The 24156-nt window shown below is 68.7% G+C and carries 24 protein-coding genes, 1 tRNA gene and 1 riboswitch; of the genes, 14 read left to right on the forward strand and 11 right to left on the reverse strand.

All coding sequences use genetic code 11. The features are described from left to right. Window positions 1–154: 154 nt before the first annotated feature. Together ACQPWU_RS00305 and ACQPWU_RS00310 are read right to left on the reverse strand one after the other, a co-directional pair. Entirely contained in the window at window positions 155–1267 is a 1113-nt protein-coding gene (locus ACQPWU_RS00305) for a sensor histidine kinase (RefSeq protein WP_433436052.1), read from the reverse strand. Next, complete coding sequence (locus ACQPWU_RS00310; RefSeq protein ID WP_433436053.1) at window positions 1267–1965, reverse strand: response regulator transcription factor; 699 nt, start codon at window positions 1963–1965, stop codon at window positions 1267–1269. The genes ACQPWU_RS00305 and ACQPWU_RS00310 overlap by 1 nt, the downstream gene beginning before the upstream one ends. A gap of 95 nt (window positions 1966–2060) precedes the next feature. Here ACQPWU_RS00310 and ACQPWU_RS00315 point away from each other — a divergent pair, with 95 nt between their 5' ends. The 3 genes from ACQPWU_RS00315 (at window position 2061) to ACQPWU_RS00325 (ending at window position 3157) form a co-directional block, all read left to right on the forward strand. Beyond that, complete coding sequence (locus tag ACQPWU_RS00315) at window positions 2061–2234, forward strand: hypothetical protein (RefSeq protein WP_433436054.1); 174 nt, start codon at window positions 2061–2063, stop codon at window positions 2232–2234. Beyond that, a complete protein-coding gene (locus ACQPWU_RS00320; RefSeq protein ID WP_360686907.1) occupies window positions 2231–2431 on the forward strand; it encodes a DUF6412 domain-containing protein in 201 nt (66 codons plus the stop codon). The genes ACQPWU_RS00315 and ACQPWU_RS00320 overlap by 4 nt, the downstream gene beginning before the upstream one ends. Window positions 2432–2515: 84 nt before the next feature. Then, window positions 2516–3157 carry a YidC/Oxa1 family membrane protein insertase gene (locus ACQPWU_RS00325; protein WP_433436055.1) on the forward strand — a complete coding sequence of 214 codons (642 nt, stop codon included), beginning with the start codon at window positions 2516–2518 and terminating at the stop codon, window positions 3155–3157. Here the strand turns inward: ACQPWU_RS00325 and ACQPWU_RS00330 are convergent. Together ACQPWU_RS00330 and ACQPWU_RS00335 are read right to left on the reverse strand one after the other, a co-directional pair. Further along, complete coding sequence (locus tag ACQPWU_RS00330) at window positions 3141–3572, reverse strand: ATP-binding protein (protein ID WP_433436056.1); 432 nt, start codon at window positions 3570–3572, stop codon at window positions 3141–3143. The two genes, ACQPWU_RS00325 and ACQPWU_RS00330, sit on opposite strands and share 17 nt — an antisense overlap. A 142-nt stretch (window positions 3573–3714) precedes the next feature. Then, window positions 3715–5583 carry a PAS domain S-box protein gene (locus ACQPWU_RS00335; RefSeq protein ID WP_433436057.1) on the reverse strand — a complete coding sequence of 623 codons (1869 nt, stop codon included), beginning with the start codon at window positions 5581–5583 and terminating at the stop codon, window positions 3715–3717. Window positions 5584–5678: 95 nt separating this feature from the next. Here ACQPWU_RS00335 and ACQPWU_RS00340 point away from each other — a divergent pair, with 95 nt between their 5' ends. After that, window positions 5679–6251, forward strand: a complete 573-nt coding sequence (locus ACQPWU_RS00340; protein WP_433436058.1) for a methylated-DNA--[protein]-cysteine S-methyltransferase — start codon at window positions 5679–5681, stop codon at window positions 6249–6251. Here the strand turns inward: ACQPWU_RS00340 and ACQPWU_RS00345 are convergent. The 3 genes from ACQPWU_RS00345 to ACQPWU_RS00355 form a co-directional block, all read right to left on the reverse strand. Beyond that, window positions 6217–7548, reverse strand: coding sequence for a purine-cytosine permease family protein (locus ACQPWU_RS00345; protein WP_433436059.1), 1332 nt, complete (start codon window positions 7546–7548; stop codon window positions 6217–6219). The genes ACQPWU_RS00340 and ACQPWU_RS00345 overlap by 35 nt on opposite strands. Continuing rightward, a riboswitch (TPP riboswitch) is annotated at window positions 7539–7652 on the reverse strand. It overlaps the preceding gene by 10 nt. A gap of 74 nt (window positions 7653–7726) precedes the next feature. Further along, the gene (locus tag ACQPWU_RS00350; RefSeq protein WP_433436060.1) at window positions 7727–8050 is read right to left on the reverse strand and encodes a rhodanese-like domain-containing protein; all 324 of its coding nucleotides are present in this window, start codon (window positions 8048–8050) and stop codon (window positions 7727–7729) included. Next, entirely contained in the window at window positions 8047–8481 is a 435-nt protein-coding gene (locus ACQPWU_RS00355; protein ID WP_433436061.1) for a winged helix-turn-helix transcriptional regulator, read from the reverse strand. Before ACQPWU_RS00355 ends, ACQPWU_RS00350 begins: the two co-directional genes overlap by 4 nt. A 76-nt stretch (window positions 8482–8557) precedes the next feature. Here ACQPWU_RS00355 and ACQPWU_RS00360 point away from each other — a divergent pair, with 76 nt between their 5' ends. Next, entirely contained in the window at window positions 8558–9976 is a 1419-nt protein-coding gene (locus ACQPWU_RS00360) for an MFS transporter (protein WP_433436062.1), read from the forward strand. 442 nt (window positions 9977–10418) lie between these two features. Here the strand turns inward: ACQPWU_RS00360 and ACQPWU_RS00365 are convergent, their stop codons facing one another. Continuing rightward, entirely contained in the window at window positions 10419–11297 is an 879-nt protein-coding gene (locus ACQPWU_RS00365) for an Fpg/Nei family DNA glycosylase (protein ID WP_433436063.1), read from the reverse strand. Window positions 11298–11362: 65 nt separating this feature from the next. Further along, entirely contained in the window at window positions 11363–11968 is a 606-nt protein-coding gene (locus ACQPWU_RS00370) for a TenA family protein (protein ID WP_433436064.1), read from the reverse strand. 23 nt (window positions 11969–11991) lie between these two features. Here ACQPWU_RS00370 and ACQPWU_RS00375 point away from each other — a divergent pair, with 23 nt between their 5' ends. Beyond that, a complete protein-coding gene (locus ACQPWU_RS00375) occupies window positions 11992–12651 on the forward strand; it encodes a GOLPH3/VPS74 family protein (RefSeq protein WP_433436065.1) in 660 nt (219 codons plus the stop codon). Window positions 12652–12706: 55 nt separating this feature from the next. On the opposite strand, the gene ACQPWU_RS00380 is transcribed toward ACQPWU_RS00375, so the two are convergent. Next, window positions 12707–13978 carry an LCP family protein gene (locus ACQPWU_RS00380; RefSeq protein WP_433436066.1) on the reverse strand — a complete coding sequence of 424 codons (1272 nt, stop codon included), beginning with the start codon at window positions 13976–13978 and terminating at the stop codon, window positions 12707–12709. Between the two features lie 244 nt (window positions 13979–14222). Here ACQPWU_RS00380 and ACQPWU_RS00385 point away from each other — a divergent pair, with 244 nt between their 5' ends. Together ACQPWU_RS00385 and ACQPWU_RS00390 are read left to right on the forward strand one after the other, a co-directional pair. After that, on the forward strand, window positions 14223–15569 hold the full coding sequence (locus tag ACQPWU_RS00385; RefSeq protein ID WP_433436067.1) for a hemolysin family protein: 1347 nt from the start codon (window positions 14223–14225) through the stop codon (window positions 15567–15569). Beyond that, entirely contained in the window at window positions 15566–16585 is a 1020-nt protein-coding gene (locus ACQPWU_RS00390; RefSeq protein ID WP_433436068.1) for a hemolysin family protein, read from the forward strand. The genes ACQPWU_RS00385 and ACQPWU_RS00390 overlap by 4 nt, the downstream gene beginning before the upstream one ends. Before the next feature lie 505 nt (window positions 16586–17090). Here the strand turns inward: ACQPWU_RS00390 and ACQPWU_RS00395 are convergent. Then, a tRNA-Leu gene (locus ACQPWU_RS00395) sits at window positions 17091–17173 on the reverse strand. A gap of 199 nt (window positions 17174–17372) precedes the next feature. On the opposite strand from ACQPWU_RS00395, the gene ACQPWU_RS00400 reads away from it, so the two are divergent. The 6 genes from ACQPWU_RS00400 to ACQPWU_RS00425 are packed head-to-tail and all read left to right on the forward strand — an operon-like array spanning window position 17373 to window position 24143. Continuing rightward, window positions 17373–18113: an FhaA domain-containing protein gene (locus tag ACQPWU_RS00400; protein ID WP_026214157.1), complete on the forward strand. Its 741-nt coding sequence runs from the start codon at window positions 17373–17375 to the stop codon at window positions 18111–18113. Window positions 18114–18130: 17 nt separating this feature from the next. Further along, window positions 18131–18601, forward strand: coding sequence for an FHA domain-containing protein FhaB/FipA (locus ACQPWU_RS00405; RefSeq protein ID WP_355379658.1), 471 nt, complete (start codon window positions 18131–18133; stop codon window positions 18599–18601). Next, window positions 18598–19893 carry a Stp1/IreP family PP2C-type Ser/Thr phosphatase gene (locus ACQPWU_RS00410; protein WP_433436069.1) on the forward strand — a complete coding sequence of 432 codons (1296 nt, stop codon included), beginning with the start codon at window positions 18598–18600 and terminating at the stop codon, window positions 19891–19893. Before ACQPWU_RS00405 ends, ACQPWU_RS00410 begins: the two co-directional genes overlap by 4 nt. Further along, the gene (locus ACQPWU_RS00415; protein WP_433436070.1) at window positions 19894–21312 is read left to right on the forward strand and encodes an FtsW/RodA/SpoVE family cell cycle protein; all 1419 of its coding nucleotides are present in this window, start codon (window positions 19894–19896) and stop codon (window positions 21310–21312) included. Beyond that, entirely contained in the window at window positions 21309–22769 is a 1461-nt protein-coding gene (locus ACQPWU_RS00420; RefSeq protein WP_433436071.1) for a peptidoglycan D,D-transpeptidase FtsI family protein, read from the forward strand. Before ACQPWU_RS00415 ends, ACQPWU_RS00420 begins: the two co-directional genes overlap by 4 nt. Before the next feature lie 21 nt (window positions 22770–22790). Further along, the gene (locus ACQPWU_RS00425; RefSeq protein WP_433436072.1) at window positions 22791–24143 is read left to right on the forward strand and encodes a serine/threonine-protein kinase; all 1353 of its coding nucleotides are present in this window, start codon (window positions 22791–22793) and stop codon (window positions 24141–24143) included. Window positions 24144–24156 lie beyond the last annotated feature (13 nt).

Here is a 24156-nt window from a genome sequence, read left to right on the forward strand (position 1 = left end):
TGCCGGAGCTGCATGTGGCGCTGGCCTTGCCCGACATTTCGGGCAATGTCGGAGTCGTTCGGGGCCAGGGAAGCAGCGGAAGCACCACCACCCGAAACAACACCACCAGAGACGGCACTCCCCGAGAGCGCCTGAGACGGGGAGATACGGGAGGTCAGCCGCCGAAACCGCCGACCAGCGGAAGCCGGATCTCGAACCGGCAGCCCGGGCCGTCGTTGACCACCCCGATCACCCCGTCGTGCGCCTCCACGATCCCCTGCGCGATGGCCAGTCCCAGCCCTGCCCCACCGCCCGCGGCAGGGGTACGAGCAGCCTCTCCCCGGAAGGCCACCTCGAACACCCGAGGCAGGTCTTCCTCAGGAATCCCCCCACAACAATCCGTAACCGACAAACAAGCCATTCCCTCGTCATCCACCCCGGCCCGCAGCACTACGGTCCGATCCGATGGCGTGTGCCGGATGGCGTTGACCACGAGATTCCGCAGCGCCCTCCCCAACGCCCCGGCGTCGGCCTCCACCGGCACGGACGCCGAAGCCTCCGCAGTGAGAACCACGCCCTTGGCCCTGGCGAGCGGCTCGGCCCCGGCGAGCGTGTCGGCCACGAGGTCGGCCAGCCCGATGCGCGACCGCGAGAGCCGCAGCGCCCCCGCGTGGATCCGCGACAGCTCGAACAGGTCGTCCACCATCGCCGAGAGCCGCTCCACCTCAAGCTTGATCTGCCCGTGGTAGCGAGCGACCGTCGGCGGGTCCGACACCACCCCGTCCTCCAGCGCCTCGACCATGGCCCGCATCCCGGCCAGCGGCGTACGCAGGTCGTGGCTCACCCACGCGACGAGCTCCCGCCGCGCCCCCTCGAGTGCCCGCTCCCGCGCGTACGCCTCCTCCAGGGTGTTCGCGATCGTCTGGAGCTCGGCCGGCAGCCCCTGCGGCGCCGCGAACGGCACGGCCCGCACGGCGGACACCAGCCTCCTGCTCTCCCGCACCACCCGCCTGGCCAGCACGAACGCCACCCCGAGCCCGACCAGCCCGCCCACGGCCACCACGCTCAGCACGAAGTCCTTGACGGGACCCCCAATGATCATCTTCATGATGATGGCCACGACCCCAGCCAGCGTCGCCGCCACGGCGACCACCACGACCACGGCCAGCATCACCCCGATGGACCTGGTGCGCAGCCGCCCCATCACCCAGACGCCGAGCAGCGCGATCACCAGGCCGAGCCCCGCGGTGACGGCCACGACCGTGAGCAGCTCGCCGGCCCGCACCATCAGGAACCGCCCTCCAGGGGCTCGTACCGGTACCCGACCCCCCACACCGTGACGATCCTCCGCGGCTCGGTCGGATCTGCCTCGATCTTCTCCCGCAGCCGCCGTACGTGCACGGTCACGGTGGAGGAGTCGCCGAACGACCACCCCCACACCTGGTTGAGCAGCGCGGAGCGGCTGAAGGCCTGCCGCGGATTGCGCATGAGGTAGGCCAGCAGATCGAACTCCCGAGCCGTCAGCATCACCTCGTCCCCGCGCAGCCGTACCTCATGAGCTCCCACGTCCACCACCAGGTCCTCGTCCCGCAGCACGCCGGTCCCAGCGGTGACGGACGCGCCGCGGGCCCGCCGCAGCACGGACTGCACGCGCAGCGCCAGCTCGCGCGGGCTGAACGGCTTGGTCACGTAGTCGTCGGCCCCCGTCTCCAGCCCGACCACCCGGTCGATCTCCTCGCCGAGCGCGGTCAGCATGATCACCGGTACGGGCCAGCGCTCCCTGAGCTTCCTGCACACCTGCAGCCCGTCGATCTTGGGCAGCATCAGGTCGAGCACCATGAGGTCCGGCGGATTGGCCAGCGCCCTGCGCAACGCCTCCACGCCGTCGCCGACGCATTCGACCTCGTGCCCGTCACGTTCCAGATACCGCGCGACGACCTCGGAAACGGTCGGATCATCATCGACGACCAGGATGCGGGTGTTCACGCTTTCACGGTACGGCTGGTGCGCGGGGAAGTGTCACGCACGTCATTGGTTCGTAAGCCTCGCGGATCATGGCCGGAGGACGTACGGTGGGCTGCATGGGTAGAGTCGTGATGCTCGTCATAGGGACCCTGCTGGGTCTCTTCGTGCTGTTCAACTTCCTGCTGCCGATGGTGATGGGCCTGCTCAAGGTCGCCCTGATCATCGGCGTGGTCGCCTTGCTGGTATTCGTCGCGGTGACCGTGGTGGGCAAGTCCTCGCGATCGAGTTGACGTCCTTCCTGTTCGACCCGTGGCTGGTCGGGATCACCATGGTGGCGATCCTGCTGCTGGCCACGTGGGCAGCCATGTTGCTGCCCGTTCTCAGTGGGGAGTCGCCGAGCTTTCCGCTGACCTACGCGCGCCGCACGGCCTTCCAGCGCCAGCGTGACCCGGACGCGGCAGGCCGCTCGCGTCCACGAGCTCCTTGAGCATGCCCCGCTTCGACCATCAAGCGGGGCTCCTCGAACGAGACGGGTGAGCCCTGATCCACTCGAATACTCGGAGTAGGGCTCATGATCGATTCTCTTGTCACGTTGGTCGTCAACATGTCCGGGGGCAGCGCAGCGCTCGGGATCGTGCTGTTCACGCTGGCCGTACGGCTCATGCTGCTGCCGCTGAACGTACGCAGGGACCGTGCGATGAAGATCCGCGCACGGCTCGCCCCCAAGCTGCGCGAGCTGCAAAAACGCCACGCGCGCAACCCTGAGCGCCTGTCCAGGGAGACGTCCGCGCTCTTCGCCAAGGAAGGCACCTCGCCCTTCGCCGGATACCTGCCCATGCTGGCGCAGCTGCCGTTCATGTGGCTGATGTACCGGGTGGCCACGCATCCGAGCGCGCTGGTCGGCCATGACCTGTTCGGGGCTCCACTGGGCCAGCAGGTAGCGGGCATGGTGGCTAATTACGGTCTGGTCAGCACGCCGGTTTTGGTCTTTGTTCTGGTCATCGCGCTGGTCGCGGCGGTGGCGTGGCTCTCCGCCAGGAGTATCGAGGTGGCGGAGGACCAACCGGAGCTGCTGAGGAAGGTCCTCCCGTTGATGCCGTACGGCTCCGTGCTCGCCGCGCTGGTGCTTCCGCTCGCGGCCGCGCTCTACCTGCTCGTCTCCACGGCGTGGGCCGCGGGCGAACGGGCAGTGCTCGCTACCCGGCCTCTTTGAGGGTCTTGACCTGCCCGTTCATCGACGCATGAGGGGCGGGCAGGATGGCCCACACCGTTGTCGTGTCGCCGTCGTGCCGGACCCCCCAGCTCTCAGCCACGTACTCCACGATGCCGAGCCCCCGACCCCCGAGCGAGGAGAGGGTCGGGCGGCCGGCCCGCGGCTCGGTCGCCGCGCCCCCGTCGCTCACCGCCACCTCGATGTGATCGTCACTCCGCAGCCAGGCCACCCTCACCATGCCCGACGGCAGGGGGTGCGCGTGCCTAAGCGCGTTGCTCAGCAGCTCGCTCACCACCAGCACGGCGTCGTCGATCGCCGTCGAAAAAACCCCGCTGTCCTGCAGCTCAGTGCTCAGGCGCTGGCGGGCAACGGCGACGCTGGACGGCGCGTACGGCAGCAGCACCACGCTTGACACACCCACCTCCCCGTTCCCTGTGCCCCCCACGGGAACACTCCCCGGTACGACCGAAATGCCCCGTTACTCGATCCCAGAAACCGCATCTCGATCACAGCTTGTGCACATTGGACGATAGATCAGCGCAACTGTGACCACCTCGTTACCGCATCGGTGTGTCGGATCCGATAGGGGAAACAGCTCGTAGCAGGAGCCGCATTCTCGTCCCTCCTCCAGGTCGCGGGTGGGCGCTCACGTCTCCCCCCTGGGCCCTCGCGAGACTGCGGACGATGTAAAGACCGAGCCCTACTCCACCAAACCTTCTCCGGTCGCCGCTGTCCACCTGGACAAACCTCTCAAAGATACGCTCCCGGTCAGGCGGCGCGATCCCCACCCCTTCGTCGTCCACGACCACGACGACGTTGTCGTCCTCAGGCCAGGCCGCCACGCTGATCAATCCGCCCTTGGGCGAGTACTTGAACGCGTTCTCCAGCAGCTGCCCCAGAACGATGTCCGTGGCCAGCGCGTCACCCAGCACGGACGGCAGCCCGTCGCCGATGACCACCTCGACCCGGTGCTTGTCCGACAGCGCGGGCAGCCCCAGGGTGGCCGCGTCGATCCGCTCGGCCAGGTCGAACGCCTCGATCCGTACCTTCAGCTCCTCCGCCCCCGCTCTGGCGCCGAGCAGCAGGTGGTCCATGAGGTCACCCAGCGACCTGGCCCGCTCGGCGATCGTGTGGACGGCCGAGCGGCGCTCCGGGTCGCTCATCTTGTCCCAGCGCCTGTCGAGCGTGCTGGCGAACCCGCGCACGATCGTGATCGGTGTACGCAACTCGTGGCTGGTCGTGGCGAGGAACAGGTCCTTGGCCTCCTCGAGCTCCTTGGCCGTGGTCACGTCACGGAAGTCGATGACCACCTCGCCGGTCTCCTCGACCCGTGCGCTCACGACGTCGAGCCAACGCCCGGTCTCCATCTGGAACGTGACCTTCTCGCCCGGCTTGGGCAGCGGGAACGGCGGCGGCCCGCCGATGACGGCCTCGGCGGAGAACGCGGTGAGCTCGGCGGCGGCCGGGTTCCACCGCACCACGCGGCCGGCCTCGTCGAGCACGGCGATGCCGTCGGCGCTGGCGTCGAAGACGGCCTGCTCGTGCGCCCGCTGCCGGATCGCCTCCTGGTAGGCGACCGCGTTGCCGACGGCGATGCCCGCGTGCCCGGCCAGCAGTTCCAGCAGCTCCAGTTCGAGGTGTCCTGGCGTGCTCTCGGCGAACAACGCGTACAGGGCCCCGTACGGACGCCCGCCGACGGCGGCCAGGCCGAGCGCGATCGTGTGCAGGCCGTTCAGCCGCGCCCACACCAGGTCGTCCAGCCCGTCCGACTGCAGCAGGACGGTCTTGCCGGTGCGTAAGAGCTTGTCCACGAGGCTGGTGCGCAGGTCCGTGGTAGTGCCTCTGATGGCGTCCGGCAGCTGGTACGTGCTGACCAGGCGTAGCCGATCGCCCTCGATCAGCACGAACCCGCCCGCGTCCGCCCCCGTGAGCTCGGTGAGGCTGGCCGAGATCCGGTCGAGCACGGCGGAGAGCTCCAGCTCGGAGTTGATGTCGCCGACCACGTCGGTCAGCCTGCGCACCAGCTGCGCCCTGCGGGCCATGCGGTTCCTGGCCAGCTCGTCGGCCCGCGCGAGATGGTGCACGCAGACGTATCCGGCCACGGCGCTGCCCAGGCGCAGCGCGCTGATGTCGACCCGCACGTCGAGGACGGTCCCGTCGTTGCGTAAGCGCTTGGTACGGACCGAGACCTGGCCTCCGGTGCGTACGCGTTCGAGCACGGCGTTGTGCTCGGCGGTGAGCTCGCCCGGCACGATCGGCGCCCGGCGCCCGAGCATCTCCTCCGCCGTCCACCCGAACAGCCGCTCGGCCGCCTCGTTCCAGACCAGCACGCTCTGATCCCGGTCGACGACCATGACGGCGTTGGGCGAACAGGCGAGCGCAGCACGAGCTATCTCGTCGTCACTCCCGGCCCATTCGTCCCCCACTCCTCCATAGTGCCCGTGGCAGGGTGAGTGCGTCGGGCGATCCGTCCGATACGCTGCGGTCACGGCGATTCTCGGTGGGTGGGAGGGTGGGTGCCATGTCGAGTGGTGATCTCGATGCCTTGTTGCGCGTGACCTCCAACACCTATCGAGGTGAGACACCACCTGACATCGCCTTCGGCACCTATGACGGCGCCGTCGGCAGGCTGGTCCTCGCGGTGACGGGCAAGGGCATCGTGGCGTGCAGCTTCGAGCCTGAGAACAATGTGTTCGAGCTGATCACGAGGCATGTGGGCACGTTCATCGGGCCGGACGCGCGCCGGCTCGACCCGGTGCGAAGGGAGCTGGACGCGTACTTCTCGGGCCGCCTGCGCGCGTTCGCCACGCCGGTGAACCTGACGCTGGCCACGTCGTTCGCCCGAACGGTGCTGCAGAAGACGATGGCGGTCCCGTACGGCACGACGACGACGCTGGAGGCGATCGGCGCGAGCATCGGCAGGCCGCGCGCGCTGCGGGCGATCAGCAACGCGCTGGCCTCCAACCCCGTCTGCGTGATCGTGCCGTGCCACCGGGTGGTGCGCGAGGACGGCGGGCTCGGCGACTACGCGGGCGGACCCGCGGCCAAGCAGCACCTGCTCAACGTCGAGAAGCGCGCCCCAGCGAGCCGATGAGCAGCGTCACCAGCGCGGCCACGATGGCCGCGCCGAGCGCGCCGTTCATCCACGGCTGCCGGGTGAAGCCGATGACCTCGCGGACCGACTGCCAGATGGCGTCCCACTGCGGGACCGTGGGCGTGGAGGTCGTCAGCCAGTACGCCACGAAGCCGAGCGCCCACGGCACCAGCCTCGACCAGCGCGAGGGCGCGTTCTCCGCGGTGTTCCAGTCGCGCGAGCCGCCCAGCACGAAGTAGTCCACGGCCAGCACCGCGAACATCGGCACGAACACCGCCCCGATCACCCCCAGGAACGCCCCGTACGAGTTGACGTCCACGAACAGGGCGATCGCGACGGTCAGCACGCCGATGGCGGCGGAGAGAATGCGCCGGTCCACGCGCGGCATCAGGTTCTGCAGCGAGACCGTGGTGGAGTAGACGTTGGCGAACGACTGGTCGGTCTCGCGCAGCACGAGGATGGCGAAGAACAGCGCGCCCAACGGCACGGCGACGAACGGGCCGAACACCGACGTCCCATCGGCCTGCACCACGTCCGCCCCCGCCATGGCCACCGCGTACACGCCGAGCCCCAGGCAGGCCACCTGCGCCAGCGTGTAGCCGCCGACCACACCGGTGAACGCGGCCCTGCCCGACCTGGAGTGCCGGGCGAAGTCCGCCGCCATCGGCACCCACGACACCGACAGCGCGATCACGTAGTCCACGGCCGGGGCGAACGCCGTCCAGGACCCGCCGGTGTGCGCGGGGGCCCGGGTCAGGAAGAACCAGGCGAACCACACCAGCGACACGATCACGCCGATGGTGACGTACCGCCGCAGGATCCGTACCGACCCGAGCGGCCAGATCGTGAGGGCGGTGGTCAGCGCTCCCGCCACGATCACCCACACCTGGTACGGCACCGCCCCGAAGATCGCGCCGGCCGCCTTGGCGATGACCCACAGCTCGAACGCGCCCCAGCCAATCATCTGCACGATGTTCAGGACCGTGGGCACGTACGAGATCCTCGCCCCGAACAGCCCACGCAGCAGCACCATCGCGGGCTGCCCGGTCCGCGTGCCCGGGACGGCGGACAGGCCGACCATGGCCGTGCCGATCAGGCTGCCCACCACGACGGCCACCAGCGCGGCGGCCAGGCTGAGCGGTGCGTTGCCGAGCGGGTCGAGCAGGAGCAGCGCCCCGGAGAAGCCCAGGAGGCTGACCCCGAGGTTCGCCCAGAGCGCACCCTGATCGAGCACGCCAAGGGTCTTGGGCGGCCTGCCCTCGAGAGTCAGGGGAACTTCGTCGGCGACATGCGTCATCGCACACTCCCTACGCCGGCATTACCCGGACAGGTTCAGGCGGTCGGCAGCGGATCTCTTGCTGCCCTCTCAGCCCGGAACCCCGAGCTCCCGCGACGATCTGAAGTTAGCGCCCTCATCATGCCCTAGTGGCGGCAGAAACGCCACAGGGAGGCTTTACGCGCTCTTTTGGACCTTTTTATGCCACGAAGGGCGTTTGACCAGTCTCACTGACCATCGGGCGCCGCGCGTACTCCCACGACTGCATGCCGCCACCGACGTTGACCGCGTCGCGCCCGAGCTGGTTGAGCCAGGCCGCGACCTGCAGGGACCGGCCGCCGACCCGGCAGACGACGTAGACCGTCCGGTCACCGGGCACCTCGTCGACCCGCCCTTGGATCTGGGTCATGGGGATGTGGACTGCCTCCGGCGCGTGCCCGGCGACCCACTCTTCCTGCTCTCGGACGTCGAGCAGGTAGGCGTCGTCGGGAATGGCACTGGCTTCTATCTCAGGAACGGTCATGACTCCATCATCTCGCGCCGCGCGTCGTAGGCGGCACGGGCCGTGGCGATCTCCTGCTGGTGCTCCTCCGTCCACGTGACCAGCGCCTTGATGGTCTGGTGAAGGGTACGGCCGAGCGGTGTCAGCGCGTAGTCCACCCTGGGCGGCACGACGGGATGGACCGTGCGGCTGACCAGACCGTCGCGCTCGAGCTGGCGCAGGGTCACGCTGAGCATGCGCTGGCTGACGCCGTCGATCTCGCGGCGCAGCTGGGTGAAGCGCAGGGTCTGGCAGTCGAGCAGGGCGATCACGAGCAGCGACCACTTGTCCGCGACGCGGTCGAGTATCTGCCGGACCTCGCAGTCCTCACGCGTGTCCCACTGGCGTACGTCGTAGTCGTCTTCCACGGTGCTGTCGCAGTAACCGAGTGATTCCAAAGTGCCTTCTTCCATGACATTTCATGGTCGCCGATGATGTGTCCGGTTACAAGAGATAACCGACCTTCCTAGAAGTAACCGGGAGTTTGTCATGCCTGCTCGCTCTTGGGGCGTGCTGATCGTTCTGTGCGGAGCCATCTTTCTCGAGGGCATCGACGTGGCCATGCTCAACGTCGCCCTCCCGTCCATCAGGGCCGACCTGGGACTGTCCACCGGCGTGCTGAGCGGGGTCGTGAGCGCGTACGTGCTCGGCTACGGCGGCTTCATGCTGCTCGGCGGCCGGGCGGCGGACCTGCTGGGCCGGCGGCGGATGTTCCTGATCTGGCTGGGGGTGTTCCTGGCCTTCTCCGGGCTCGGCGGATTCGCTCATGAGGGGTGGGTGCTGCTGGTGGCCAGGTTCGTCACGGGAGTGGCCGCCGCGTTCATGACCCCCGCCGGGCTCTCCCTGCTCACCACGACCTTCCCCGAGGGCCCGCAGCGGAACCGGGCCCTGCTCATCTACGCCGGCACGGCCGCGGGCGGCTTCGCGCTCGGGCTGGTGATCGGCGGCCTGCTGACCGCGTTCGGCTGGCGCTGGGTCTTCTTCGCACCCGTCCTGCTGTCGCTGGTGATCCTCCTCGCCGCGATCCCCCTGCTCAAGGGCTCTCCTTCCGACTCCCTTCCTTCCGGGCCTCGCGGCGGCGGTTTCGACGCGGCCGGCGCTCTGAGCGTCACGGGAGCGATGATGCTCCTGGTCTACGGGGTGGTACGCCTCGAGCACCCGTCCGACAACTGGCCGCTGACGGCGGCCGCCTTCCTCGGGGGCCTGGCGCTCCTCGGGGCCTTCGTCGCCGTCGAACGCCGCTCCACCCACCCCCTGGTCCGCCTCGGCCTGCTCAGGTCGGGCGCCCTGGTGCGGGCGAACGTCACGGCCGCCCTGCTCACGGCGTCGTTCTTCGGCTTCCAGTTCCTGGTCACGCTGTATCTGCAGGAGCTGCGCGGCTGGTCCACCATCCAGACGGGCCTGGCGCTGCTGGCGGCCGCCGCCGACGTGGTCCTCGCCCCGACGCTCACGCCGTGGCTGGTCAACCGGTACGGCAACGCCAAGGTCGTCCTGGGCGGCCTGCTGTCGGGGCTGCTGGCGTACGCGCTCTTCCTCGGGGTGGGACTCGACTGGACGTATGCGGCCATGCTGCCCTCGATGCTGCTGATCGGCCTGATGTTCGCCTTCGTCTACGGCCCCCTCACGATCGTGGCCACGGACGGGATCGCACCGGAGGAGCAGGGGCTGGCGAGCGGCCTCATCAACACGTCGTTCCAGTTCGGCGCCGCCCTGGGCCTGTCGATGGTGACGGCGGTCAACGTGGCGGCCCTGGGCGACGGGACCACCGCGGAGTCGGGCCTCACGGCGCTACGCACGGCCCTGGCTGTCCCGGTGACGGCCACCCTGCTGGCCGCGGTGGTGGCGGCCTACGGGCTCCGCAGGCACATGGGGACACGGAAGGCGGACCGGGTACCGATCGACGCCTGACCCACCCAGGCCGACCATGGGACGCACCGGCTCGTGGGGGTGCGCCGACTCGTGGAGCGCAACCGCTGGTCGGGGACACGCCGCTCGTGGGCACCGCCCGAGGAGGCAACGCCCGTGGGGGCGTGCCGCGTCGGCGGGACGGTCCGCGGCGCAGGCCGCTCGGGCACCGGTCGGCGGGACGATGGGCGGTGCCGGCGGTTGGGGCGCCGGGTCGGCGGGGTGGTGTGCGGTGGGGCTCGGCGCAACGTGTGCGGCGCCGAGGGCGGGCCATGGAGCAAGGCCAAGGGGACGCTCGTCACGGCGCCCGGCCCGTTGGCCTTCACGACCGGCCATGACAGACGGAGACCAGGGTCGGCGCGTGCGGTCAAGCCGGCTCAGCCGTAAAAGATCATTCAGGTGCCAGCGGCGGCGCGTGCGGTCAAGCGGGCTCAGCCGTAAAGAATCATTTGAGCAACCGAGAGAGGCGCCGGTCGGCGAGCGGCTTGCCGCCGGTCTGGCAGGTGGGGCAGTACTGCAGGGACGAGTCGGCGAAGGACACCTCGCGGATCGTGTCGCCGCACACGTCGCACGGCTGTCCTGTCCGGTTGTGGACGCGCAGCCCGGACTTCTTCTCCGCCTTGAGGTCCTTGGCCGCCAGCCCGTGCGCCCGCTCCACCGCCTCCCCCAACGTGGTCACGATGGCCTCGTGCAGGTCGGCGATCTGCGCGTCCGTCAGCGATGAGGCGATCTTGAACGGGGACATCCTGGCCGCGTGCAGCACCTCGTCCGAGTACGCGTTCCCGATGCCCGCGATGATCTTCTGGTCGCGCAGCAGCCCCTTGATCTGGGTGCGGTTGCCGCTCACGATGCGCTTGAGCGCGTCCACGGTGAAGGACTCGTCGAGGGGGTCAGGGCCGAGGGCGGCGACGCCGGGGATGTCTTCGGGATTTTTCGTGACATAGACGGCGAGGCGCTTCTGCGTCCCCGCCTCCGTCAGCTCGAACCCGGGCGCCAGCCCCTCCTCGTCGGGCGCCAGCCGGACCCGTACCGCGAGCGGGCCCTTGCCCGGACGCACGGGCTTCGCGCCCGAGAGGTCGTCGCGCCAGCGCAGCCACCCCGCCCTGGCCAGGTGGATGACCAGGTGGAGGCCGTCGCAGTCGAGGTCGAGGAACTTGCCGTGCCTAGACACGCTGGTGACGGTCAGCCCTCCGAGCGCGGTCACGGGCGGATCGAACGTCTTGAGCGCCTGGATGGCCACCACGTCGACCCCCAGGACCGTACGGCCCACCGCCCGCTCGCGCAGGAAGTGGGTGAGAGACTCCACTTCGGGAAGTTCCGGCATGCCACCAGGGTACGGCGCACACCGAACTGTCCACAGCCTGTGGAAACCGTGTCAGGTGAACACGGCTACGGCACGTCCCAGAAGGCCAGCTCGTGCGCCATCCCCTCGGCGAACAGCGCCTCCGCCCGCGCCGGATCCGGCGCCGCCTCGTCGATCATCTGCGCGATCCGCACGGTCAGCGCCTCGAACCCCGGATCCGCGTACGTGTCTACCCAGGCCCGATATCTCGGCTCAGCAGGCGGATTCTCCGCCAATATCCGCCCAAGACTCGAATATCCCCACATGCACGGATAAAGCGCGGCCAGTCCCTCCCCATATGAGGCCGCCGACTCCAGCAGGAACGCCGTGTACGCCGCACACGCCGGCCCCTTCACCGCCCCCTCCAGATCGGCCCCGAACTCCGCCGACATCGACCTGTGCAGGCTCAGCTCGTCGTGGTACGTGGTGTGCGCCAGGTCCACCAGATCACCCAGATGCCCGGCGGGAGCCTGCCAGGCCAGCCGCGCGAAGACCCGTACGTAGTCGAGCAGGAACAGGTAGTCCTGCTCCAGCCACGACCTGAACACCGGCTCCGGCAGGTCGCCACGCCCGATGCCGGCCACGGTGGGGTGCTCGAGCTGCGACTGAAGCAGCGGGCGGCCAATGGCGTGCAGCTTATCCGAGATGGTCATGGTTCGGAGGTTAGTGTCGAGGCATGACTGTGACGATCGCTGAGGAAGTCCTCCTGCTCGCCTACAGCGAAGACGGCATGCCCCTGATCACCTGGACCCAACTGGACCCCGCGCTCGCCGGCGCCATCCTCGCCGAACTGGCCATCCGCGGACGGGTGGAGCTGTCGGACGAGAAGGTGACGCTCAAGGACGCGTCCCCGCTCGGCGACGCCGAACTGGACGCCGCGCTGGCCCGCATCGCCTCGGAGAGCACTGACGGAAAGCCGGTCTGGTGGATCCAGCAGCTACGCTCCGCCGAGCTGCGCGGGCGCCTGCTCTCCAGGCTCGCGGAGTCGGGCGTGCTGTCGGAGCAGCGGGAAAAGGCGATCATCTTCACCACGACACGCTGGCCCGAGACCGACCCGAGCGTGAAGGGGGAGGTCAGGGATCGGGTGCACAGCGTCCTGGCGGGCGCGGACCCGGACGCCCGTACGGCCGCCCTGATCGCGATCGCGCACGCGGCCAAGCTCGACCGCCGGGTCTTTCCGGAGGCGAGCGAGCAGCGCATCAACGAGATCGTGACGGGCGCCTGGGCCGGTGACGCGGTCGCCAGGACGGTCATCTCCCTCCAGGCGGCCGCGACCGCCGCCTCGGCCGCCGTCATCGCGGCCACCACAGCCGCGACAGGCGTCTTCCCCTCCTGAGCCCCGCTCCGAGCCGACCTGCGGGCCAGGGGGGAGCACGGCCGGGAGAACCCGGTCAGTTGGCGTCGACGACGTTCTTGGGGACCGGCTTGTCGTTCTTCAGTGCGTCGAAGAGTGCCAGGGCCTTGGTGCGGTCCCACTTGACCGCCGTGCCGCCGCTCGGGACGGTCTCGTTCCCGCCGAACGGCACCACCGTCGTCACCGGGCTGTCGCCCATCGCCAGCCCCAGCGACAACATGTCGAACGCCCCGGTCCCGGAGTCGACCGCGACCGCGTCGGTGGCGCTCATCGCCAGCGGGATCGACGTGAACGGGTTGATCAGCACACCGGGACTGGCCGCCTTCTTCACGACCGCGCCCAGGAACTGCCGCTGCCGCTTGGTCCGCTCGAAGTCGGGCAGCGCGCCACCCTTGCGGGTCCGCACGTAACCCAGGGCCTGGGCGCCGTTGAGCACCTGCGTGCCCTTCTTCAGCTTGAGCCCGGCCTTCGGGTCGTCCACGGCGGCCCGTACGTTGATCTCGACCCCGCCGATGGCGTCCACGATGTTCACGAACCCGGCGAACCCGATCTCCATGTAGTGGTCGATCCGCACTCCGGTGACCGACTCCACGGTGCGGACCAGCAGCTGCGGCCCGCCGTTGTAGGCGGCGTTGAGCTTGTCGCGGCCCTTGCCGGGGATGGTGACCGCCGAGTCGCGCGGCAGGCTGACCAGCGTCGGCTTGTCACCGGTGTCGGGAATGTGCAGCAGCATCATCGAGTCCGTACGCTGCCCGACGGCCTTACCCGTGGCCAGCTTCTTCCGCTCGGCGGCCGACAGGCCCTTGCGGCTGTCGGAGCCGACGAGCAGCCAGTTGGTGCCGGGAGTGTCGGCGATACGGCCCGGGTATTCGTCGAGCACGCCGTCGATGCCCGTGATCCGGGAGTTGATCCAGAAGAACAGGCCCACGGCCGCCACGAGCAGGACCACCAGCAGCCCGGCGACTATCTTCACGATGGTCTTGCCGGACAGCCGCCTGCGCGGCCTCGTGGGATCGGAAGGCTCGCCGCCCTTCGAGCGACGCAGAGGCCGGACCGGACTGTTCCCGGAGCGCGCCCTGCCGTACACGCGCGAGCCGCCCCTGGGCGGCTCTTCCGGGGAAACGGTACGTGGCCCCGGCTCGGGAGTCTGCGAGGCCGCGGGGAGCTTGTGCGTGGGCGCGCCCGGCCCCCCGAACGGGACCTCATGGGCCGGCGCACCCCCGGAGCGCAGGCCGTCATCGGGCCTCGGTGGCAGCGGGCGGCCGTCGCCTGGTGACCGCATGGCCCGCGTCCGGTCGTCCTCAGACACTTTGCCTTCTTCCCTTCGGTTTGTCATAGACGCTACGTCGAACCCCGCACCAGTGAAGACTTTCCGCCAAAGTTTTCCCACGTAAAAGTACGCGGAACGAGCGAAGAGTCACTCCGGAAACATAGATGCCAACAGCATCGTTACGGTTATGGACGACCTCTATCGAAGGGATGATCGTGTCCGCTCCGGACCCGTGGAGTCTTCGCCCGTGCTGTGGCACGGGTTCCTCTGAGAGCTCACTACGGTGAGTGCTTATCTGGGCCTGCTGGCCCTCTTCCTCCTCACGGCGGCGACCGGCTACTTCGTCGCCCAGGAGTTCGCCTTCGTAGCCGCCGACCGCGCCCTCCTTCGCGAGCAGGCAGCGGCGGGCGACCAAGCCGCCGACAAGGCGCTCCAGGTCACCTCCCGCCTCTCCTTCATGCTCTCCGGCGCCCAGCTCGGCATCACCGTCACAGCGCTGCTGGTCGGTTTCCTGGCCGAGCCCGCCATCGCCACCCTCGTACGGCCGTGGCTGGGAGACAGCGGGATGCCCGACACCGTGGTCACCGGCCTCTCGGTCGCCATCGGCGTCTTCGTGGCGACCGTTGTCCAGATGGTCCTGGGCGAGCTCGCGCCCAAGAACCTGGGCATAGCCAGGCCGGAGCCGGTGGCCAAGTTCCTGGCGAGCTCGACGCTGGTCTACCTGGCGGTGGTGGGCCCGGTGGTCAAGTTCTTCGACTCGGCGGCGACCGGCCTGCTCAGACGCGTGGGCATCGAGCCGGTCGAGGAGGTCGAGCACGGCGCCACGCCGGAGGAGCTCTCCCGCATCATCGAGGAGTCCACAAGGGCCGGCGAGCTGCCGCCGAGGCTCTCGGACCTCCTGGAGAGGGCCCTGGAGTTCGGTGACAGGACCGCGGAGGAAATCATGGTCCCGCGCCCCCGCGTCGTGGTGCTCCGCGCGGACCAGCCGATCGAGGACCTCATCGAGATCATGCGCAAGTGCGGCCACTCCCGCTACCCCGTCATCAACGAGGACGGCGACGTGATGGGCGTGACGGGCGTACGCGAGCTCCTCTCATCGGGCCTGGAGGAGGGCGAGATCGCCGCGATCGCCCGCCCGGCGCTGCTCATCCCTGACTCGGTGCCGATACCGGCCGTACTGGACAGGATGCGCGCGGCCAAGGACGACATCGCCTGCGTCATCGACGAGTACGGCGGCCTGGCCGGCGTGATCACGGTGGAGGACCTGGCGGAAGAGCTGGTCGGCGAGCTGGTCGACGAGAACGACCCGGAGCCCGCCGGCGCGGTCGAGCAGCCGGACGGCGTCTGGGAGGTGCCGGGCACGCTGAGGCTGGACGAGGTGGAGCGCGCCACCGGCGTGGCACTCCCGGAGAGCGACGACTACGACACACTCGCGGGCCTGGTCCTCGCGAAGCTGGGCAGGATGCCCAACGAGGGCGACACGGTGACGGTCCCGATCGAGCCCGACACCGACCCGTTCGCGGAGAACGAAGAGACACCCCTGGCAGAGCTGACGGTCATGTCCCTCAACCGCAGGGTGCCCGAGTGGGTCCGCCTGTCACCGGTCAAGCACGCGGAGGCGGCACGATGACCCTGCTCATCCTCAGCCTGGCGCTGCTGGCCTTCAACGCGTTGTTCGTGGCCGCGGAGTTCGCCTTCGTCTCCTCGAGGCGTCACCGCCTGGAGGAGATCGCCTCCCGCAACAACAACCGCCTGATAAGGCTGGCGGCGGGTTCCGCCATAGGCGGCGGCAAACAACTCTCACTGATGCTCGCCGGCGCCCAGCTGGGCATCACCCTGTGCACGCTAGGCCTGGGCCAGGTGACGGAGCCGGCGATAGAACACACTCTGGAGCCCCTCTTCGCCGCCCTGGGCGTCCCGGAGGGCTTCCGCCTGCCCATCGCGCTGACAATCGCCCTGGCCCTGGTGACCTTCCTCCACATGGTGGTGGGCGAAATGGCCCCCAAGTCCTGGGCCCTGACCCACCCGGAGCGCTCGGCCCTGCTGCTGACCCTGCCGTTCCGCGCCTTCACCTGGCTGATGCGCCCGCTGCTGTCGGCCCTGAACGGCGTGACGAACCTCATCCTCCGCCTGTTCGGAGTCGAGCCGAGGAACGAGCTGGCGACCACCAGAACCCCCCGCCAGCTGGCCATGCTGGTAGGCGAGTCAGGCAGGATGGGCCTCCTGGACCGAGAGGAACACGACCTCCTCACCAGAGCCCTGAGACTGGACGACGAGGGCATAGAACGCCTGATGGTCCCCATCGGCAAGGCGGTAATGGTCCCGCCGTCGGCGGACGCCGCGGAAATCAGAGCGGCCGCCGCCAAGAGCGGCCACCTCCGGCTCCTGGTAGGCACCCCGGCAAACGTGAAGGGCGCCCTACACGCCCGAGACGCCCTCCTCCAGCCGACGCGCAGCGCGGAAGAACTCCGCAGACCCGTACCGGCACTGCCCTGCACAACCCAGGTCCCAGAGGCGGTAACGGCGTTGCAGGAGGCAAGAGCCCACCTGGCCCTGGTGACGAACCAACCGGGAGAGGTGATCGGAATGGTGACCCTGACAGACCTGCTGGGCGAACTCCTGGACACCAGAACCCTGGCAGCGTAATTGTGATCTAGCCCACAAGCACCCAAGCCAGCCGGGCGTACCACCCCAAAACGGCACGCCCGGCACTCTCAGCGTCCACCAGCAGACAACGGCCAGCCGGCAGTTCTCCGGCGAGGCCCCGCGGCGGAAGGCGTGGCGTCGCGAAGACTCAGCGGCGCTGGCATCACAATATGGTCTAAATCACACCATCAAGCAGCCAGAAAGCACCCTGCAACCAATCGGGCGTACCTTCCAAAGAAGGCACGCCCGTTACCAACAGGTTCTTGAAAAGAGAGACCCCAGCCCTTGCGATCCAGCACACACTTCGCCAGTGTGGGTCTGCGCAAGCCTACGGCGAGCACCAAGTGGATAGAGGGCCCGGGAGAAAATCTCCCGGACAGGGGGCCCCGGGGGAACTCCCCCGGAAAACGCTGGGGGTCCGGGGGTCATCCCCCGGGAAACACGACGAGGGGACCCGAGGGAGCGGGCCCGAAGGGCCTGCGACCAAGAGTCCCCAGTCACCGAGTGGGCGAGGAGGGATTTGAACCCTCACGTCCTTTCGGACACACGGACCTGAACCGTGCGCGTCTGCCGTTCCGCCACCCGCCCTTGTGGGTGCGGAAAGAAGACTAGCACGGAACAGCCAGTGGTACTGAACCCGGATACGATCGCATAAGACACGGGAGCGGAGGAGCTGGGCGCGACAGCCGACGAGCGCCAGGGACGCCGTGACGTGGAACGAGCGGGAACCGGGCGCCGGACGCGTCTGGGGGCCGCGATCATATGCACGGAGGAAGGGAGGTACCCGGTGGGAGTCCTTCAGCGCTTCGAGCGAAGGCTCGAAGGCTTGGTTGAGGGAGCCTTTGCGCGGGCGTTCAAATCTGACCTTCAGCCGGTCGAGGTCGCCAGCGCGGTTCAGCGGGAGATGGATGAGCGTGCGGCGATCGTCGCTCAAGGTCGCACGCTCGTGCCCAACGACTTCGTGGTTGAACTGTCCACGACCGACAGCGAACGGCTTGAGGTCTACGCCGACAGCATCAGCCACGAACTGGCCAACCTCGCCAGGGAGTACGCCAAGGAGCAGGGCTACTCCTTTGTGGGACCGGTCCGGGTCCGCTTCGAGACCGCCGGCGACCTGGCTGTGGGACTGTTCCGCATCAGGTCTGGCGTCATCCGCGGTGCGACGGTCGAGCAGGACGAGATTCGCCAGCCGGCGAGCGACCTGCCTCCGTCGAGGCCGCACGCGTTCAACGGGCGGCCGAGGCTGCTCGTCTCCACCCAGGACGACCCGCAGGGCGACCGTTCCTACGAGCTCACCACGCCGGTGACCTTGCTCGGCAGGGGCACCGACTGCGATCTTCGTCTGGTCGATCCAGGCGTCTCGCGGCACCATGCGGAGCTGCGGGTCGAGGGCCAGACGGTGGCTCTCGTCGACCTGGGGTCCACCAACGGCACTTTCGTCAATGGCCAGCCGGTACGCAGGATCGAGCTCCAGAACGGCACGCGAGTGACGCTGGGACGCACGACTCTGGTGTTCCGGCGCGATTAGGGGTAGACAAACGGTCCATGTCCGAGCTCACGCTGCTGCTGATCCGGCTCGCCTTCCTGGCGGTGCTGTGGTTCTTCGTCATTGCCGCAGTCGGCGTGATCCGGACTGACTTGTTCGGGTCACGTACGGCTCCCGCGGGCCCACGCAAAGGCGTGAAACCCGCCAAACCCGTGGCGAAGCCCAAGAGCAAGAAGGGCGAGCCACGCCAGCTCATAGTTACAGGTGGCCCGCTGCAAGGCACCACCATTAACCTCACGGAGACGCCCATCACCATTGGCCGGGCCAATGACGCCACGCTGGTAGTCACGGACGACTACGCTTCCAGCCGGCATGCCCGGCTCTTCCCCCAGGACGGTCAGTGGATCGTGGAAGATCTCGGTTCGACCAACGGCACGTATCTCGACCGCTCGAAAGTCACCCGCCCGACCCCGGTGCCGCTCGGTGTTCCGATCCGCGTCGGCAAGACAGTCATTGAATTGCGCAAATGACCATCGCACTCCGCTACGCCGCCCGCTCGGACGTCGGCCTCCTCCGCGAAGGAAACGAGGACTCGGCGTACGCTAGCGGCCGCCTGCTCGCCGTCGCAGACGGCATGGGCGGGCACGCACACGGCGAGGTGGCGAGCTCAGTCGCCATCGCCGCCATGGCCTCTCTGGAAGAGGCCCAACAGGGGGGTGACCTGCTCAACACCATCGAGGCAGCGGTACGCGACGCCAACCGCAGGCTGCACGAGATGGTGGGGCGGGATCCCAGCCTCAAAGGCATGGGCACGACTCTCACGGCCATGCTCTGGCACGGCACCCAGGTCGCTCTGGTGCACGTCGGCGACTCGCGCGCCTACCTGCTCAGGCGCGGGGAGCTCTACCAGATCACCCATGACCACACGCTGGTGCAGCAACTCGTCGACGACGGGCGCATCACGCCGGAAGAGGCGGCCACGCATCCGCAGCGCTCGATCCTGCTGCGGGCGCTGGACGGCAGCGGCGAGGTCGATCCCGACCTCACGCTCCGCGAGGCGCAGGTGGGCGACCGCTACCTGCTGTGTTCCGACGGCCTGTCGGGCGTGGTGAGCGCGGAGACGCTGCACGCCACGCTGACCAACATCGACGACCCGGAAGAGGTCGTGCGCCAGCTCATCGACCTGGCCAACAGAGGTGGCGGGCCCGACAACATCACGTGTGTGCTGGCCGACGTCCTGGAAATCACCGATGGGCAGCAGGTGCCCGCCGAGGCCGCCATCGTCGGCGCCGCGGGCATGAACCAGCTGCACGGTAGCCCGCAGGACACCCAGCCGGGGCGAGCCGGCGCGGTGACCGCACCCCAGCCGGTGCTCACCGACGACGACTTCGATGAGCCGGTCGCCGAGGCGCCCCGGCGCAGGCGTCGTCGTCTGTGGCCCGTACTGGTCACCGTGCTCGGCGTAGGCGTGGTCGCCGTCGGCGTCGGCGGCTACTTCGGATACCAGTGGACTCAGGACCAGTTCTTCGTCGGTGCCAGGGGCGACGAAGTGGTCGTGTTCCAGGGGATCAAGAAGGAGCTGGGCCCCTTCCCGCTCTTCAAGGTCTCCAAGCCCACAGGTCGGCAGCTCTCTCAGCTGTCCGAGGCAGACCAGGCGATGATCAAGAGCGGCATTCCGGTCACCACCGCCGACGAAGGCCTGACGAAGATCAACGCCCTGAAGTTCGCCCAGGACCAGAAGGACAGCAGCGACACCCCCTCAACGACCGCCAGCTCGTCGCCCTCGCCATCCGCGAGCGCGACCAAGACGAAGCAACGGTAAATGAGCGAAGTCGCAGTCTCCCCCGTCCCGATGCCGGCCAAGCGCCGCGTGGCCCAGCTCGTCATGCTCGCTCTGGCAGTGGTGATCGTCATGGTGGCCTACGCCAACGTGGGCCTGGCGGTCGACGGCAAGATCCCCGCGGGCATGCTGGCGTACGGCCTGGGGCTGGGCGGTCTGATGCTGGCCGCCTACCTCGTGCTGGCCAAGTTCGCCCCCTGGGCCGACCCCTTGATCCTGCCGCTGGTGACCTTGATCAACGGTCTCGGCCTGGTGATGATCTACCGGTTGGAGGCCGCCAAGATGGGCGGCGCGTCCGCCGCCAACCAGATCATGTGGACGGGTCTCGGCGTCGTCATGTTCTCGATCACCCTGATCGTGCTGCGCGACCACCGCATGCTCCAGCGCCTCACCTACACCGCGGGCGCCGTCGGCCTGGTCCTGCTCGCCATCCCCGCGGTGCTGCCCGGCAGCCTCAGCGAGGTGCAGGGCGCCAAGATCTGGATCCGCCTCGGCGGCTTCTCGATCCAGCCGGGCGAGTTCGCCAAGCTGGCGCTGGTCGTGTTCTTCGCCGGCTATCTGGTGGCCAAGCGCGACGTGCTGGCGCTGGCCGGGCGGCGGCTGCTCTTCATCGACCTGCCCAGGGCCAGGGACCTCGGCCCGGTCCTCGTCACCTGGGGGTTCAGCCTGCTCGTCCTGGTCTTCGAGAAGGACCTGGGCACCTCGCTGCTGATCTTCGGCACGTTCATCGCGATGCTCTACATCGCGACGCAGCGCACGTCGTGGGTGCTGATCGGCATCCTGCTCTTCGTCGGCGGCGCCTTCGTCGCCGGGCAGATCTTCGACCACGTGGGTGCCCGCTTCGACGTCTGGGGCGATCCCACCAACCCGATCTACTACGGCAACGACCCCATCTGCGAGCAGAAGCCTGCGGGCAGCCCGATGTGCGGCAAGAGCTACCAGATCATGCAGGGCCTGTTCGGCTTCGGCGCCGGCGGCATCCTGGGTACGGGGCTCGGCCAGGGAAACCCCCAGTTGATCCCGCTGTCGTTCTCCGACTTCATCTTCGCCGCGACGGGCGAGGAGCTGGGCCTGACCGGCCTGATGGCGCTGATCATGATGTACGCCCTGCTGGTCGAGCGCGGCCTGCGCACCTCGCTCGCGGCGCGCGACCCGTTCTCCAAGCTCCTGGCGGGCGGTCTGTCGTTCATCCTGGCCTGGCAGGTCTTCATCATCGTCGGCGGCGTGACGAACCTCATCCCTCTGACCGGCCTGGTCACCCCGTTCATGTCCCAGGGTGGCTCGGCTTTGCTGGCTAACTGGATCCTTATCGCGCTATTGGTACGCATGTCAGACGCGGCACGGCGACCTCCGCCCCAGGCGATCCAGAACGAAGGACTGACGCAGGTGTTCCAGCGATGAACAGCACTCTGAAGCGCGTGGCCGTGGCCTGCCTGGCCATGTTCGCGCTCCTGATGATCAACGTGAACTACCTGCAGGCCGTGCGGGCCGAGGGCCTGAGCAAGGACGCTCGTAACACCCGCAACTTCTACGAGCGCTACGCCATCGAGCGCGGCCGCATCACCGCGGGCGGCAAGGTGCTCGCGCAGTCCGTCGAGACCAAGGACCCCCGGTTCAAGTTCGTCAGGGAATACCCGGAGGCCAAGCTCTACGCGCACGTCACCGGCTTCTTCTCGCCCGAGAGCGAGAGCGCGATCGAGAAGTCCGAGAACCAGCTGCTCGACGGCTCCAGCGCCGACCTGCTGCTGCGGCGGAGCATCGACCTGTTCACCGGCGAGCCGGCCAAGGGCGCCAACGTCGATCTCACGATCAACCCCAAGGCGCAGAAGGCGGCCTACGACGCACTGCGGCAGAGCGGCAAGCGCGGCGCGCTCGTCGCGCTCAACCCGAAGACGGGCGGGATCCTGGCGATGGTCTCGCTGCCCACCTACGACCCCACCGAGCTGTCCGGCACCGACAAGGGCAAGGTCTTCCCACGCTACGACGAGCTGGCCAAGGACAAGAACCAGCCGCTGCTCAACCGTACGATCGAGCAGACGTACCCGCCAGGCTCGACGTTCAAGGTCGTGACCGCGGCGGCCTACCTCGAGGACGACTCCTCGCGCGGGCCGCAGACCAACGTGGACGCGCCGCAGCGGCTGCCCCTGCCCAACACGAACATCAGCCTGCCCAACTACGGCGGCGCGGCCTGCGGCTCCGGCTCGGTCACGCTGACGTACGCGCTGGAGAAGTCCTGCAACACGCCGTTCGGCAAGATCGGCATGGAGCTGGGCTACGACAAGATGAACGAGCAGACCGAGAAGTTCGGCATGGGCCAGCCGGTCGCCGTGCCGATGTCGGTGGCCAACAGCGATTTCGGCCCCGAGGAGGACAAGGCGGCCCTGGCGATGGCCTCCATCGGGCAGCGCAGCAACCGGATGACGCCGCTGCAGATGGCCATGATCGCCGCGGGCATCGCCAATGACGGCAAGGTGATGAAGCCGTACCTGGTCAACAAGATCTCTGACGCCAAGGGCGACACGATCAAGCAGGCCGAGCCCGAGCAGCTGTCCGATGCGGTCAGCTCCGAGACGGCGGGCAAGCTGCGTGAGATGATGGTCAGCGTCGTCCAGAACGGCACCGCCAACCTGGCGCAGGTCCCAGGCGTCCAAGTAGCGGGCAAGACGGGCACCGCGGAGACTGCCGACGGCCAGCCGCCGCACGCCTGGTTCATCTCCTTCGCGCCTGCCGAGGACCCGAAGGTGGCCCTCGCGGTCATCGTCGAGTCCGGTGCGGCCAACGTCGGCGCGGAGGCGACCGGCGGCCACACCGCCGCGCCGATCGCAAAGGCCGTGCTGGAGGCGGTGCTGAACAAGTGAGTGACGGTAACCTGCTGGGTCATGCGGCTCCGTAACCGCTATCTCCTGCTCTCCCGCATCGCCACAGGCGGTATGGGAGAGGTGTGGCGCGCCCGTGACGAGCTGCTCGGGCGCGAGGTCGCGGTGAAGGTCCTGCGTAGCCACATCTACGCGGACCCCACTTTCCGCGAGCGGTTCAGGAACGAGGCGCGCCTGACCGCGGCCCTGGCCGACCCGGGCGTGGCACAGATCTTCGACTACGGGGAGCAGAGCGATCTGGCCTACCTCGTGATGGAGCTGGTGCACGGCGAGCCGCTGTCGGCCATCCTGGCCCGCAACGGCGCCATCGGGCCCGAGGTGACGCTCGACGTGGTGCACCAGACGGCCAAGGCGCTGCACGTCGCGCACTCCGCCGGGATCATCCACCGCGACATCAAGCCGGGCAACCTGCTGGTCACCTCCGAAGGGGCCATCAAGGTCACGGACTTCGGCATCGCCAGGGCCCTGGAGGCCGCGCCGGTCACACAGACGGGCACCGTGGTGGGCACGGCCCAGTACGTCAGCCCTGAGCAGGCCCAGGGGTTCCCGCTCACGCCCGCGACCGACCTCTACTCGCTGGGCGTGGTGGCCTACGAATGCCTGGCCGGGCGTGCGCCGTTCCGCGGCGACAGCCAGGTGGCGATCGCGCTGCAGCACCTCAACGAGCTGCCGCCGCCGCTCGGCGTGGACGTTCCCGCGCCGGTGCGCGAGCTGGTCATGGCGCTGCTGGCCAAGGATCCCGCGCGCCGCCCTGCCACGGCGCTGGAAGTGGCCGACCGGGCCTACGTGGTGCGCGAGTCGCTGAGCAGCGTCGCCGAGCCGGGCGCCGACCTCAGCATGCTCACCGACCCGGGAGGCTTCCGCGTACGCGAGCCCGCGGCGGAGGACGGGCAGGAGACAGATCACCTCGACCAGGCCACCACGCTGCAGGAGCCGGCCGGGGGAAGACGTCGCAAGAGGGCGTTCGCGCTGGCGGCCGCGGCCGGCTGTGCGGTCGCGGTGGGGCTCAGCGCGATCACGTTCGCCAGCAGCCCACCCGTGGAGACGCCGCCGGAGGTGGCGGAGCCGACCAAGTCGGCCGCGCAGACGCCGGATCAGCCGTCGCCCACGCCGAAGAAGAAACGCACCAGGCGACCTCCTGTGGTTCCGGTCAAGTCGCCGAGGCCTATACCCTCGCGGTCAGCTACGGTAAGCAAGTCAGCAACTCCTACCAAGAAGCCGACACCGAAACCGACCCCGACCACCCGAACCCCTACGCCCACTCCGACCCCGAAGCCCACCACTACACAGAAAACTCCGACACCCACCGCCTCGCCGGACCCGGGTGCTACAAACCCGCCCAAAGAGGAGACGTGACGCGCTATGGGGT

This window comes from Nonomuraea sp. CA-141351, from assembly GCF_050944675.1.
Taxonomy (GTDB): Bacteria; Actinomycetota; Actinomycetes; order Streptosporangiales; family Streptosporangiaceae; genus Nonomuraea.